This is a genomic window from Pseudomonas sp. BN415 (assembly GCF_029871195.1).
Classification (GTDB): Bacteria; Pseudomonadota; Gammaproteobacteria; order Pseudomonadales; family Pseudomonadaceae; genus Metapseudomonas; species Metapseudomonas resinovorans.
The window spans coordinates 165,563-179,767 of the sequence record NZ_SSOK01000058.1; the positions used below are offsets into that span (position 1 = coordinate 165,563).

13 protein-coding genes are annotated in these 14,205 nt (G+C 59.2%); all 13 read left to right on the plus strand.

Features of this window, described 5'->3' with window-relative positions; translation table 11 throughout:
• Positions 1-264 precede the first annotated feature (264 nt).
• The 13 genes from E8F20_RS17320 (at position 265) to E8F20_RS17380 (ending at position 14,155) form a co-directional block, all read left to right on the plus strand.
• Positions 265-744 carry a type IV pilin protein gene (locus tag E8F20_RS17320; RefSeq protein WP_280284820.1) on the plus strand — a complete coding sequence of 160 codons (480 nt, stop codon included), beginning with the start codon at positions 265-267 and terminating at the stop codon, positions 742-744.
• Positions 741-1,199 carry a GspH/FimT family pseudopilin gene (locus tag E8F20_RS17325; RefSeq protein ID WP_280284821.1) on the plus strand — a complete coding sequence of 153 codons (459 nt, stop codon included), beginning with the start codon at positions 741-743 and terminating at the stop codon, positions 1,197-1,199. The genes E8F20_RS17320 and E8F20_RS17325 overlap by 4 nt, the downstream gene beginning before the upstream one ends.
• Positions 1,192-1,725 (plus strand): type IV pilus modification protein PilV, encoded by a 534-nt coding sequence (pilV, locus tag E8F20_RS17330; protein ID WP_280284822.1) that lies wholly within the window; start codon positions 1,192-1,194, stop codon positions 1,723-1,725. Before E8F20_RS17325 ends, pilV (E8F20_RS17330) begins: the two co-directional genes overlap by 8 nt.
• A 46-nt stretch (positions 1,726-1,771) precedes the next feature.
• Positions 1,772-2,701 carry a PilW family protein gene (locus E8F20_RS17335; protein WP_280284823.1) on the plus strand — a complete coding sequence of 310 codons (930 nt, stop codon included), beginning with the start codon at positions 1,772-1,774 and terminating at the stop codon, positions 2,699-2,701.
• The gene (locus E8F20_RS17340; RefSeq protein ID WP_280284824.1) at positions 2,701-3,132 is read left to right on the plus strand and encodes a PilX N-terminal domain-containing pilus assembly protein; all 432 of its coding nucleotides are present in this window, start codon (positions 2,701-2,703) and stop codon (positions 3,130-3,132) included. Before E8F20_RS17335 ends, E8F20_RS17340 begins: the two co-directional genes overlap by 1 nt.
• A gap of 17 nt (positions 3,133-3,149) precedes the next feature.
• The gene (locus tag E8F20_RS17345; RefSeq protein ID WP_280284825.1) at positions 3,150-6,119 is read left to right on the plus strand and encodes a PilC/PilY family type IV pilus protein; all 2,970 of its coding nucleotides are present in this window, start codon (positions 3,150-3,152) and stop codon (positions 6,117-6,119) included.
• A gap of 325 nt (positions 6,120-6,444) precedes the next feature.
• A complete protein-coding gene (thiO, locus tag E8F20_RS17350) occupies positions 6,445-7,554 on the plus strand; it encodes a glycine oxidase ThiO (RefSeq protein WP_280284826.1) in 1,110 nt (369 codons plus the stop codon).
• Between the two features lie 273 nt (positions 7,555-7,827).
• Positions 7,828-8,295, plus strand: a complete 468-nt coding sequence (locus E8F20_RS17355; protein WP_028630367.1) for a GspH/FimT family pseudopilin — start codon at positions 7,828-7,830, stop codon at positions 8,293-8,295.
• Positions 8,292-8,729 carry a type IV pilus modification protein PilV gene (pilV, locus tag E8F20_RS17360; RefSeq protein WP_280284828.1) on the plus strand — a complete coding sequence of 146 codons (438 nt, stop codon included), beginning with the start codon at positions 8,292-8,294 and terminating at the stop codon, positions 8,727-8,729. The genes E8F20_RS17355 and pilV (E8F20_RS17360) overlap by 4 nt, the downstream gene beginning before the upstream one ends.
• A 10-nt stretch (positions 8,730-8,739) precedes the next feature.
• On the plus strand, positions 8,740-9,771 hold the full coding sequence (locus E8F20_RS17365) for a PilW family protein (protein WP_280284829.1): 1,032 nt from the start codon (positions 8,740-8,742) through the stop codon (positions 9,769-9,771).
• A gap of 16 nt (positions 9,772-9,787) precedes the next feature.
• On the plus strand, positions 9,788-10,300 hold the full coding sequence (locus tag E8F20_RS17370; RefSeq protein WP_280284830.1) for a PilX N-terminal domain-containing pilus assembly protein: 513 nt from the start codon (positions 9,788-9,790) through the stop codon (positions 10,298-10,300).
• A 55-nt stretch (positions 10,301-10,355) separates the two neighbouring features.
• Positions 10,356-13,742, plus strand: a complete 3,387-nt coding sequence (locus E8F20_RS17375; RefSeq protein WP_280284831.1) for a PilC/PilY family type IV pilus protein — start codon at positions 10,356-10,358, stop codon at positions 13,740-13,742.
• The gene (locus E8F20_RS17380; protein WP_280284832.1) at positions 13,739-14,155 is read left to right on the plus strand and encodes a type IV pilin protein; all 417 of its coding nucleotides are present in this window, start codon (positions 13,739-13,741) and stop codon (positions 14,153-14,155) included. The genes E8F20_RS17375 and E8F20_RS17380 overlap by 4 nt, the downstream gene beginning before the upstream one ends.
• Positions 14,156-14,205: the final 50 nt, after the last annotated feature.

The window sequence follows — 14,205 nt, forward strand, 5'->3', positions numbered from 1 at the left end:
TGATCCGGCCTATAAGCTTCTGGAATTGAAGGATTTTCTCAATCCCCCCCGGTCTTTGGGTGACTAGGAAAACTCCGAAATTTGGTGGCAGGTCACTATGTGGTCTGTGGGAAAGGGGCATCCTATATGCGTGATTGTGCTACGCCTTTACACCTGATAACTGCAATTTTCGAGGGCTGTGGGGCAGTGGCAGTGGTCAAGTTAGCGATCAGAACCAAGGCGATTGTTGGTGTGAGAGTCGCGTCGGCAGTTGGAGGGTGGAGAATGAGTGAGTTGAAAGGATCTCAACTGATGTCGAGAGCCGTGAAGTTGAATCCGGCATTCCTCCGTTCGTACAACCAGCAAGGTGGCCTCGTGTACAGAACTAAACAGGGCGGTTTTACCCTAATAGAGCTCATGATTGCGGTGGTGGTGATCTCCATTCTGGCAGCAATTGCCTATCCCTCTTACACGCAATACGTGGTTCGGGCGAATCGCTCGGAAGTCCAGCAACTCATGCTGGATATCGCCAGTCGCCAGCAACAGTACTTCATGGATGTTCGCAGCTACGGCACCTTGACACAGCTGGGAGTAACGGTGCCGGCCAGTGTTGCGAAGAACTACACCATAACTCCCGGCGTCAACAACGCAGCTACTCCCCCGTCTTACCTGATTACCGCCACACCCAAGTCAGGGTCAGCTCAAGAAGGAGATGGTAACCAGACACTTTCCAGCACCGGAGCGAAGACGGGAGAGTGGCGATGAGGGTCGTTCCGAGTCGCGGATTTACTTTGGTGGAACTGATGGTGACACTGGCGCTCATTGCCATTCTTGCAGTCATGGCTGTGCCGAGTTTCAGCAGCTTTATAGCCAACCAGCAGGTCAAGACAGCGTCCTATGATTTGCTGGCGGCGTTAAATTTCGCGCGTAGTGAAGCCATCAAGCGTAATCAGGATGTGACTGTAGCTGCGGTCGATGATGATTGGGTAGCTGGCTGGGAAGTCACTAGTGAGGACGGCGTTCTCAAAGTCTGGGACGCACCGGGCGATCTCGATTTTGGCGATTCCCCGACCAGTTTCACCTACCTGCCCAATGGCCGTGTCAGCGGAGGTCTTAGTGCTGCGGTTTCCGTCTGCAAGTCTGCAGCGACGCGCCGCATCGTGAATGTAGACATGTCCGGGCATGCCCGGCTTTCGCGCTCGGGGGCTTGCAGTGAATAAGCGGGGCGAGTTCAGAGGGCAATCCGGCGTCGGTCTGCTGGAGGTGCTGATAGCACTTCTTGTGCTTTCGGTTGGCCTGCTGGGTATGGCGGCCATGATGGTTCGCGCACATCAAGCCGAAATCGAATCATACCAACGCGCCCAGGCTCTGGTTCTGTTGGAGGACATTGCCGCCCGAATGACTGCCAACCGACCAGCGCGAAATTGCTATGCGCAGACCAATCCCCTTGGATCTGGCAGCAGCTTCTCCGGGACTGGATGCAACAGCATTGCCGACGCCGACCTGGTTGCTTGGGATGCTCTGCTGAAAGGAGCTGCGGAAACACAAGGCAGTAGTTCGGTGGGCGCCATGGTCGGAGCCCGTGGCTGTATCACCGGCTCAAGTGAAAGCTATTTAGTCAGTGTGGCTTGGCAAGGCTTGTCCGAGACTGGAGCACCGACCAACACCTGTGGTCAAAACCTCTATGGCAATGATGCGCAGCGTCGCGTAGTTACTCGAACCGTTCGCTTTGCCACTCTGGACTGACTGGGCCGCATCGATGACTAGCGCTAATACACGGGAGTTAGGCAGGGTGGCTATAAGACAGAGCGGCTTTTCCCTCGTTGAAATGATGGTTGCCCTCACGGTCAGCGTGGTGCTGTTGCTTGGCGTGTCCAACGTCATCATCAGTTCTAGCCAGAGCTACAGTGAGCTGACGCGCAACAGTCAACAGTTGGAGAATGGCCGTTACGCACTTCAGGTCCTGCGCGACGATATTCGCCATGCCGGCTTCTACGGTGAGTTCTCTAATCTCAAAGTACCGGCCAGCATGCCCAACAGTTGCACGCTATCGGTAACTGCCCTCGAGGATGCAATGGGTGCTCCGGTGCAAGGCTACGCCGCGGCGGGTTCGGCTCCCATCAGTTGCCTGCCAGGCTATGTAGGCGGAGACGTGCTGGTTATTCGTCGGTCGTCCACTCAAGTGACTGCTGCCGCAAGTTTGAACGCCTCTGATTACTACATTCAGACTCGCTCGAATGAGGTCTTGGTGGGGGGGGGGGATGCTGATGAGTTCACGCTCAAGAAAAAAGACGGCACAACGGCGGCAGATATCCGTAAATATGTCGTTCACATCTATTACCTGCGTGGTTGCAGCAATTGCGCCGGGGCCGGCGACGGAGTTCCCTCGCTGTGGCGCCGCGAACTGAAGGACGGTGCCCTGATCTCAACGCCTGTTGCCGAGGGGATCGAAAACCTGCAGCTGCGCTATGGTCTGGATGACAACGACGATGGTACCCCTGACCGTTACATTGCGCTGCCGAACTCAATGGCGGAATGGGAGAGCGTCGTGGCTGTGGAAGTCAACCTGTTGGCACGTTCAGCTGAAGCCACGGCGGGCTTCACCGACACCAAGAGTTACGTACTGGGCGACGTCAACGTCACTCCCGGTGGCAGTTTCAAGCGCCACGCGTTCAACGCGGTCGTTCGCGCGATGAACCTCAGCAGCCGGAAGGAAATATGATGACCAATACTGACAGGCAAACGGGGGCCGCCTTGGTGGTCGCCTTGTTGATGTTGGTGGTGATGGCCCTGCTGGGTGTTTCGGCCATCAGTTCGAGCACCGTCAACCAGAGCATCATATTCAACGTTCAGACCCAGCAAGAGGCGGAAGCTGCCGCTCAGGACGCCATCGAGCAAACGATCAGCTCCATCAGCGCATTCAAAGTGCCGGCGGCGCGCACCCTGACCGTGAGTGGTCTCAGCGTCAGCGTCAGTGCACCGGTGTGCACAGGGTCTCAAGTCAAGTCGGGTTACTCCGCTACGATGCTCTTCCCTCCTGAGGATACTCAGTGGGAGCTTTCTGCGACGGTCGATGATGCGGCTACCGGCAGCAAGGTAGTCATACGGCAAGGCGTTTCAATCGTCATGCCTTACGGTTCATGCCCCCTGTAGGTTCAGGAGACGGAAAAATGAAATGTCCTGGTTTTGGCTCGCGGATGCTCCTCTGGGGGCTTCTCGTCTTGGCGGGAGGGGCTCAGGCGCAGGACACAGACCTCTTCATGACCAACAACCCTGAAAGCGATACGCGTCCGAATGTATTGATCATCCTGGACAACACCTCAAACTGGAGTTCGTCATCGGGGACGGGAAGCAAGTTCGATATAGAGCGGGAGGCGTTGGCTGCTGTAGTTAAAGGCTTCGATGAGGATGCATACAACGTCGGCCTGATGTTGTTTTCCGAAAAGGGCGACGACTCTTCGAATAGCGGTGGATACGTACGGTCTGCAATACAGCGGATGACCAGTGCGAACAAAGATACCTTGGAAAACCTTATTAAGGGCTTGGACGAGGGTACGGACAAGGGGAGCTCCGCACAGTATGCCTATGCTATGGATGAGGCGTATTTGTACTTTGAGGGGTTCAACGCTCGAACGGGCGACAAGATCAAGACTGACACTGCTGCATTTGACGGCAAACCGCGTTATGCCAAGCCCATAACAAACGGATGCGCCTCGAACTACATCATTTTCATTAGCAATGGCCCACCGGACCAGGGCGAAAACACCAAAGCCAGAGCCCTTTTAACCACTCGTGGCGGCAATACGTCCCAGATCAGCCTGACCCCCAGTGGACGGCAGGAAAACTGGGCGGATGAATACGCCCGTTTCCTGAAGGGCAAGTTGATCCAGACCTATACGATCGACGTTTCGCCCGTAACCACAGGACAAGGGCCGGATGGCACAGCGCTGCTCAAAAGCATGGCCCATCAAGGGGGCGGCGACTATCACGCCGTCTACAACGCCGATGAGTTGAAAACCGTCCTCGATAACACCTTCAAGCAGATCCAGGACGTCAACAGCGTGTTCGCCTCTACCGCGCTGCCGGTGAGCGTGAACGTGCGCGGCACCTACCTGAACGAAGTGTATATGGGCATGTTCCGCCCCGATGCGTTCGCCAAACCGCGCTGGTATGGCAACCTGAAGCTCTACCAGTTCGCCAAGGACTCGGCGACGGGAGTGCTCTATCTGGCCGATGCGAGCAGCCCGCCGATTGCTGCGCAGAGCCCAACGACTGGTTTTATCCGCAGCAATGCCAAGAGTTTCTGGACCGATGTTTCCGACTATTGGGACTACCGCGAGGACATTACCGCTTCGGACAGCCCGGATGGCGACGTGGTGGAGAAAGGCGGCGCTGCCCAGCAGCACCGTGCGGATTATCCGACCCGAAATCTCTATACCTGCACAGGCGATTGTGGCAGTAACAGCCTGTTGAGCGAGACACCATTCACCAACACTAATGTTGCGACGGCAGCGCTTGGTGTGGCTAATGATACTGAGCGTGATGCACTCATCAACTGGGTGCGTGGGGCCGACAATACGACTCCGGCGGAACGGAACAGCGAAGAAGTCCGACCGTCTCTCCACGGTGACGTGGTGCATTCGCGCCCAGCGATTATCAACTTCAACCGTTCGTCCACTGAGCAGGACATCGTGGTGTTCTATGGCGCGAATGACGGACTCCTGCGCGCGGTCAAAGGAGGCAAGACGGCCGATGACGGCGGCACCGAACTCTGGGCATTCGCCATGCCGGAGTTTTTTGGCCAGTTCAAGCGATTGCGCGATAACTCTCCCGCCATCAATGTGCCGTCTAACCCGGTTCCCGATTCTGCAAACAAACCCTATTCCGTGGATGGCAACATCAGTATCTATACGAACGACATCGACGGCGATGGGCGCATCGAAGGCGACAGCGGCGAAAAGGCCTACCTGTATGTCACCATGCGGAGAGGGGGAAGGTTCATCTATGCTTTGGATGTTTCAGTGCCTGAAACACCCAAGCTGCTATGGAAGCGGGGCTGCTTCGCCAGCGGCTGCGACGATGGCTACGACGAGTTTGGGCAGAGCTGGTCGGAGGCCAAGGTTGCCAAGTTGAATATCGGAGGCGTCGCCACCCCGGTACTGATTATGGGGGCCGGCTACGACGCCGTGGCTGACGATGCCGAACCCGCCACCGCCGCCACCACGGGGCGCGGCATTCTGGTGATAAACGCTATAACCGGTAACGTGATCTGGCAGGCCGGACCCGCTCCAGATGGCGGAGATAGCAAGGAGTCCGTCTCTGGCATGAGGTACAGCATTGCCGCCGATATCGCGGTAATCGACCGTAACCGCGACGGTTACGCAGATCGACTGTATGCGGCGGATACCGGGGCTAACATCTGGCGCGTTGATATTGCTGATCAAGATCCAGATGAATGGGAAGTCCACCATTTTGCTTCGCTGGGAGGGACGGGGGCGGATGCGCGTAAGTTCCTCTATGTACCTGATGTGGTGTATGGCAGTGACGATAGAGGGCCCTTCGATGCAATCCTGCTGGGCTCCGGTGATCGGGAGCATCCATTCGACACTTCGGTAGATAACCACTTCTTCATGCTCAAGGATCGCAGTGTCGGCCTCAGTGGAAATGGCCAATCCACTATTACGATAACCGAGTTGTACGACGCCACCGACAATCTGGTTCAGTCGTCGGACGCGACGCTAAAAGCCGCAGCAAAAGAGCAAATGCTTGCGGCGCGAGGCTGGTATTTCAACCTGGCGGATGGTGAGAAGTCGGTTGGCAACGCGGTCACGGCGGGGGGGAGTGTGTTCTTTGCAACCAACCAGCCGGAGCCTGTCGACAGAAGTAGTTGTACTAGCGGCTTAGGAATTGCGCGTATCTATGTCGTCAATTTCGAGGACGGTACTCCTGTCACCGATCTCGATGGTATCTCTGGCGATGACCGCTCCTCTTTGGCGGTTGGTGGAGGTTTCCCGCCACCACCGACCTCGGTGATCACTGACATCGGCGAAACGGTGTGTTTTGGCCCGTTCTGCAAGCAGCCACCTGAGATCGACCTGGACGCTCGACGCAGAGAGTATTGGTACAAGGAAATCGATTGAGCCGCTTGGCCCTTTGGAGTGGAAGTGTTGCTCCGGAGGGCCAGCTGTGTTGTTCGTCGACTTTGTGCGTCTTGCTCGCGCCAGCTCCAGGCCGCACAGCATCACTTCTGCGCCAATCCGCACAAGCGACTTTGCTGATCATTTCGAGTGCGCATGGACTAGGGCATCTAACCGGCCGTCCCATGGAGATCATTCAGCGGGCATAATGCCAAGTTTCGGTACTAGCCTGCAGGTCTACCATCCAGCGCGTTCTTCATAGCTGCTAGTTGTAGCCCCACGTCCCCAGGCTGGTCCGACGCAACTCCTGCCAGGTCGGATAAATCCAATGCCAAATACCAGTCGAGAAAATGCAATCGTGATCGGGGCGGGAGTGATCGGCTTGCTGACAGCCTTTCATCTCGCAGCTGCTGGAATACGGATAGTGCTGCTCGATCGATCGAGCGCAGGACGCGAATCCTCCTGGGCCGGTGGTGGCATCGTCTCACCGCTGTACCCCTGGCGCTACAGTTCGGCGGTGACCGCGCTGGCGCATTGGTCGCAGGATTTCTATCCACAGCTTGGCCAGCAATTACTCGCGGAAACCGGCGTTGATCCCGAAGTATTCGTCACCGGGCTTTATTGGCTGGATCTGGAGGATGAGGCGGAAGCGCTCGCCTGGGCAAAGGCTCAGCAGCGGCCATTAGCCACGGTCGATATTGCCAAGGTACACGCTGCCGTGCCGCCGCTAGGGCCGGGTTTCCGGCACGCTATCCATATGGCCGGCGTGGCTAACGTGCGAAATCCGCGGCTGACTCGTGCTCTGCGTGAGGCACTGCTGCATATGCCGAACGTGACCCTGCATGAGTTGTGCGAAGTGCAGAGCTTTATCCGCGATGGAGCACGCGTAGTTGGGGTGAATACGGTCGAGGGTGAGATCCTGGCCGATCATGTGGTACTCGCGGCTGGCGCCTGGAGTGGCGACCTGCTGGCCAGCCTGGGGCTGGCGCTTCCGGTGGAACCGGTGAAGGGGCAGATGATCCTCTTCAAGTGTGCCGAAGATTTCTTGCCGGCGATGGTGTTGGCGAAAGGGCGCTACGCGATACCGCGCCGGGATGGCCATATCCTGGTGGGCAGCACCCTGGAACATGCCGGTTTCGACAAGACCCCTACCAACGAAGCCTTGGAGAGCCTCAAGGCATCCGCTTTCGAGCTGTTGCCAGAACTGGCCAATTCCGAGGTGGTAGGACATTGGGCGGGACTACGTCCCAGCTCGCCCGAAGGCATTCCCTTCATCGGCCCTGTGCCAGGCGCGGACGGTCTGTGGCTGAACTGCGGTCATTACCGCAACGGGCTGGTGCTCGCCCCAGCATCCTGTCGCCTGCTGATGGATCTGATGCTTGGCCGCGAGCCGATCATCGACCCGCAGCCCTATGCGCCAGAGGGGCGCCTGGGCTGAGGGACGCCTTGGCGTTAGCGGCTGTGCGTGATTGCCAGGGTAGGCCTGGTGGCCCGTTCTGCGGCACCGTCCCGGTCAATCTTGTGGGCAAGCTCGCAGTTCATAAAACGTGATTTAAAACGGTAGTACCAATCAGCTACTATCTGCGCGTAAATTGCCGCTGGTCGTTAAATCTCGACCGCTCGTCATGGAAGGTCGGCAAGGTCGGGGTAGGAAGCTCCGTCGCGCGGGTGTCTGCCCGCTCAGGTTCGTACCATCCTTTGAGGGCAGGGAATGTCGCAGCGAGGATTCACGTTGATCGAACTGCTGGTCACGCTCGTCGTGCTCGCAGTATTGATCGGGTTGGCAGCACCGAACTTTTCCCAGCTACTTCGCGAGAACCAGGCAGCGGCAGAACTTGATGCGTTCTCCAGCATGCTCAACTATGCGCGCCGCGAAGCAGTCCAAGGATCGCAGACCATCAGGTTAAAAGGACCGCTGGCAACCGATGGTAGCTGGCAGTTGTTGCGCGAGCGGGACAGCTTGGAGCTGCGTCGTTTCCCTCCCCTGAACGCATTGGCGGTCACCCCGACAGGGCTGCAAAACATCCTTTTCGACTCGCAGGGCCGGCTGGTAAGCGCGGCCAGGATGGCGCTTACCCTGACGGCAAAGGATACATCGCTGGGCTGCGCCACCTTCAATCGCAGTGTTTCCATTGAGCTGTCCGGTTCGATTTCTCTGCAGAGGGGAAGCTGCAAATGAGCGTGTCGTACCAGCGGGGAGCCTCCCTCATCGAAGTCCTGGTCGCAGTGCTCCTTTTCTCCATCGGAGTGCTGGGTCTGGCAGCCATGCAGCTCACCGCGCTTAAGGCTAACCAGCTAGCGTCCGTGCGCTCCCATGCGACTTTCCTGGCCTATGAAATGGCTGATCGCATGCGCGCCGCGCGCGGAGATGCGCAGGCGGGGTTCTACAACCTGGCGGTCGGTGCCGCCTTGGCCTGTGATCCAGCGAAGGAAACCTGCCTGCCTTTCCAGCGGGACCTGGCGGAATGGCGCACCAACCTTGCCAGGCAACTACCAGAGGGGAATGGCGGTGTCGTGCAGAACGGTGGCCGTTTCACGGTAATCGTTCAATGGAACGAGGAGCGGGTGGGTGGTAGCGCCGCCCAGCAATTCTCCTTCGTCACGCAGATTTGACGGGGTGCTCATGCAGAAGCAGCGCGGCTTGAGCCTGGTGGAGCTGATGGTGGCCATGGCGATTGGCTTGGTCATCAGTCTGGCGGTTCTCCAGGTCTTCATCAGCAACAAGAACACCTTCCTTCTCCGGGGGGTCGCGGGAAACCTGCAGGAAAACGGGCGCTTCGCCCTGCAATACCTGGCCGCCGAACTGCGCCCTGCGGGCGTTGGGGTGGGGGCTCGTCTTGATGAGGAGGACATTTGCGTGGTCGCCGCCAACGGAGACCCAGGTGGATGGAGTGCCATGAATCGCCCTATATGGGGGCAGCGCGTCACGGCAACCGGCGAGCTTGGGGCGGTAGGCACCGACCAGGTGGCGATCTTCTCCAACGATGGCTGCGAGTCCTTTCTGACCGCGGGTGAACTGCTCAAACCGTCACTCAATGCGAATCTCAAGGTGACGGCCTATTGCCCAAGCATGCAACAGGACCATGCGGTGATGGTGCAAGACATGGAGAAGGCGGTGGTCATCCGCATCACCAACAAGCCGAACTCCTCGGGTTCCGGCCAGGTGACACTGGCTCATGCCGCGAGCACCAATGACAAGAACGCCAAATGCGGCGGCTTCAAATTCTCGGATATCGCGTTCAACAGCCCTGCGCGAGTAGTGGGCTTCGCCTACAGGACCTTTTACGTGGCGGATACCGGCCGCGTCACGGCAAACGGGCAGCCTATCCGTGCATTGTTTGTCCGCGATGCGGCGCAGGTTCCACCGCAGACCAACGAGGTTGTGGAGGGGGTGGAGTCGTTGCGCACCAGTTTCGGCGTGGCGGTGAATAACAGCGTTGGTGTGCAGACCTACCTGAGCCCGGCCGAGGTGGAAGCGGCGAACCGTTGGGATGATGTCCGCACGGTGAAGATCGATCTGCTGCTGGCCAGCAATGAGCGAGTGGCGGGAGCACTGGACCAGGCTGTCCAGTTCGGGGGGGCGGCAGTGGTGGCGGATGGTCGCCTGCGCCAGGTATTCAGCACAGTTGTGGCCCTGCGCAATCGGGTCGACTGATGAGGCAAGGATAAGCATGCAAAAGCAAAAAGGAGCAGTGCTGCTGGTTTGCCTGATCGCACTCCTGGCACTAACCGTGTTGGGGGTTACGGCGATGTCCGGCAGCACCCTGCAGGAGCGTATGGCCGGCGGCGCGCGGGACTACAACGTGGCGTTCCAGGCAGCCGAGAGCGCCTTGCGGGTGGGCGAGGCCTATGTGCGACAGCAGGTGGAAGCCAGCGTCGATCCTACCCAGTTGTTCCTGGCGAAGACCGATTGCCCGACGGTGACGGCTACGCAATGGACCCCTCCCGCCGAACTTCACAACAAACCGCGGCAGCCGGTCTGTCAGGTTCGCAACTTTTACGGAGCGTCGGGCGGCGCGACCAGCTTCGTCTGCGAAACCGACGGTTCGATTGCCGAGAACCGGGCATTCGACTGCCTGAGCCGGACCTATCTGTTCAACGTCGAGGCCACCGGTTACGCCGGCGGGGATGCCGAAGTGCACCTGCGCTCCACCGTGGCCATTGCCATCCGCAGCCAGAACTGATCGAAGGAAGACACCGATGAACCGCTCGAAATATGCGTTTGCGGTACGGGCACTGGTGGCCGGCCTGCTGACTTTTGTGGTCAGTCATAGTGCCCTGGCAGCATTCGTGCCAGGGCAGGTTCCGTTGAACCTGGGTGGCCAGGTCGAGCCCAACCTCATGTTCATCCTGGATGATTCGGGCTCGATGCGCTGGGGCTTCCTCCCGGATGAACTCAAGCCCGCGTATCTGGAGCGCACGGGCGAATGGTACGAGCGGCGAGAGTGCACGGGGCGGGGCAGCTATGCCGGCAAGAACCTGCATTTCTGCTCGAAGGCAAGTCATCGCTACCTGGCTTCCAGCCACCTGAACAAGTCCTACTACAACCCGACTGTACAGTACCTGCCGCCAGTCAAGAGTGACGGCCAACGCTATGCCAATGCGACCTTCGCGGCCGCATTCGTGGATGGTTATACGGGGGGGCTGACGGTCAACCTCGGCAACGACTACATGGCGATCATGGATGACTACTTCTCGCCCAACAGCTATGAGTGCTTGAACAGGCGTTGCAGCAACGTCGAGTACTACAACGGTTTTGCGGTAGGGGCGGAAAGTGGTGCAGGCGCCGCTTTCTATTACGAATATGTTGGAGGGGGTAGCTGTGCAAGCAATCCCCGCCAGGATGCCTGCTATGCCGAGCGTAGCGTAGGCACCTCCGAGCAGCAGAACTTCGCCAACTGGTTCTCCTACTATCGGACTCGCATCATGTCGGCCAAGGCCGGGGTCAGCCAGGCGTTTTCCGCGCTGCCCGGGGATATTCGGGTTGGCTACGGTGCAATCAACCTGACCGATACCCTGGCGCGCGGCGTGCGTCGATTTGAGGGAACCGGGCGCTCCGAGTTTTATGACTGGCTGTTCGCCGCCAGCGCCTCAGGAGGTACCCCCCTGCGCAAGGCGCTAGGTGATGCAGGCGAGTATTACTCGCGCAAGGACGAGTCGGGGCCCTGGAGTTCGACTCCGGGCCAGACCGGGGGCAAGGAGTATGCCTGCCGCCAGAGCTACACGATCCTGACCACGGACGGCTACTGGAACGGTGACGCCGCCTCCAAGGAGGGCGCGCGCGCCAACGTTGATAACAGTAACGGCCCGACCATCAGCGGGCCGGATGGGCGGAGCTATCGCTATGTGCCCAAAGCGCCGTTCAGCGACAGCTCGGAGAACACCCTGGCGGACGTCGCCATGTACTACTGGAGTCGCGACCTGCATAACGCCCTGGACAACCGTGTGCCAACCGATCCGGCCGACCCCGCGTTCTGGCAGCACATGGTGACCTTCGGGGTCGGACTGGGCATGAGCGGGACCGTCGACCCGCAGACTGCGTTCGCCGCCGTAAAAAATGGTGCATCGGTGACTTGGCCAAGCCCGACCAGCAGTGAGCCGGCGAAGCTGGATGACCTGCTGCACGCGGCGGTGAATGGTCGGGGTGGTTTCTTTAGCGCCCAGGACCCGCAGCAGTTTGCCAGCGCCTTGGGTGAGACCCTCGCGTCGATCAGCGATCGTACCGGGTCGAACACCTCGGCCGTGCCCAATGCCCGCCGTCTGGACAGTAACACCCTGGTCTACGAGGCCTTCTATACCAGCTCGGACTGGTCTGGAAAGTTGCTGGCGAAAAAGCCCATGCAGACCAGCGCCGGGATCATTTTCGAGGAAGTCTGGGAGGCGGGGCAGAAACTGGGACTCAGCTCGCGCAGCCTGTTCACCCACGACGGCGCGGCGGGAACCAACCATGGCCAGGCGTTGAACTGGAGCAGCCTTGGCGCAGAACTCAAGGTGCATTTCAACGATGATGAGGCGCTGTTCAACTACCTGATGGGCAGCCGCACGAACGAGGCGCCGGCCGGCAGGAAGTTCCGCAAACGCTCGACCCTGCTCGGCGATGTCGTCAACTCCACCCTGGTGTTGGCCAACAAGCAGGACTGGGGCTTCCATGGGCGGGTACCTGTCGCGAGCGGCGACCAGACCTACGCCGAGTTCGTCGCAGCCAAGTCGAGCAAGCCACCGGTGCTGTTCGTCGGCGCTAACGATGGCTTTCTGCACGCCTTCAACGCCAACAATGGCAATGAGTTGTTCGCCTACATGCCCAACGGTGTCTTGGGTAACGCCAAGCTCCTTGCCAATAGTGACTACAAGCACCGTTACTTCGTGGACGGAAAGCTGCACATTCGCGATGCCCGTCTGAATGGTGCGTGGCGTACCGTGCTTCTGGGCAGCCTCGGGGCCGGCGGGAAAAGCGTGTTTGCCCTGGACGTCACAGACGCCTCCGGCACGGGCTTCAGTGCCAGCAAGGTGTTGTGGGAGATCAAGGACGATGCCGATCTGGGCTACAACTTCGGCGAGCCGTTGGTCGGGCGCATGAAGGACGGCAGCTGGGCGGCGATATTCGGCAATGGCTATGGCAGCACCAATGATGACTCGGTGTTGTTCATCGTCGATCTGGCGACCGGCGCCGTGAACAAAGTTCGCGCAGGCAAGGCGACGGGCGGCCTGTCCAGCCCATCCTTCGTTTATGCCACTGACAGCTCGGGCAACATTTACGTGGAGGACGTATATGCCGGAGACCTGAGCGGAAACCTGTGGAAGTTCAACCTCAAGGGCAATGGTTCCAGTGTTGGCGATTTCGAGGTCAACCTGAGCTCAGGCAACAAACCACAGCCGCTGTACGTTGCCACAGATACCGCGGGCGCGCGCCAACCGATCACCGTCAAGCCGGAAATCGCCTACCACCCGGATGGTGTATCGCAGGGCGTCGTCGTCTACTTCGGCACCGGCCGGCTCTACACCGCAAGTGATGTGGTCGACACATCCAAACAGAGCTTCTACGGCATCTGGGACAAGCTGACGAGCACCGGCGCCTCAACCGCTTTCACTGGCCGTTCGAGCCTTGACCAGCGCTCTATCCTGTTCGAGGGCGAGGCCTTCGATCGTGATGTGCGGGTACTCGACGCACCGGCCACCGCAATTGACTGGAGCAACAAGCGTGGCTGGTATCTCGACCTGACTTCTCCGATCAAAGGCGCGCAGGGCGAGCGGGTTATTTTCGCTCCGCGCATCCTCCTCAATCGTCTGGTCATCGAAACTGCCATTCCCTCTTCTGACCCCTGCTTGGCCGGTGGCTCCGGCTGGACAATGGTGCTCGATATGGCTACTGGCGGGCGGCTCAATTATGTCCTGCTGGACTTGAACAAGGATGGCAAGTTCACCGAAGCGGACATGGTCACCGTCGGTGACCGGAAGCTTCCACCGTCCGGCATCGGCTCGTCCGGTAGCATTCCCACAGGCTCGTTCGACCTGATCGACCCGCAGAAATACTGGCTTTGCCGCGGTACCGGGGTGGATGACTGCATCCCGGCCGCCAATACCATCAATGTTCTCGAAGGCCGTCAGTCCTGGAACCAGATTCGATGAGAAGCAGTAAGGCGTTCACGCTGATTGAGCTGATGATCGTGATAGTGGTGATCGGCATCCTCGCCGCAATCGCTTATCCCAACTACACGGAGTATGTGCGGCGGGGCAAGCGGGCCGAGGTGAAGGCCGCCTTGATGGAGGGCGCACAGGCGCTGGAGCGTTATTACTCCTCCCACGGCTCCTACCTGGATGCCGAAGGCAATTTTGCCGATAGCTTCGCCTCCCAGGCGCCGGCTTCGGGGGCGGCCAACTACACCATCGCCGCCCAAGGTGCACCGACGGCTACCACTTACCAGTTGCGGGCTACCCGCACCGGCAGCATGGCTAATGATCCGTGCGGCGACTTCCAGATCAGCCACACCGGCGAGCGTACGCTGGCCAATGCCACGCGCACGGCGGCCCAATGCTGGTAGTTGGGCGCCACCTTCCCGGACGGATTACTTGACGGCACGTTCGCCGGAAA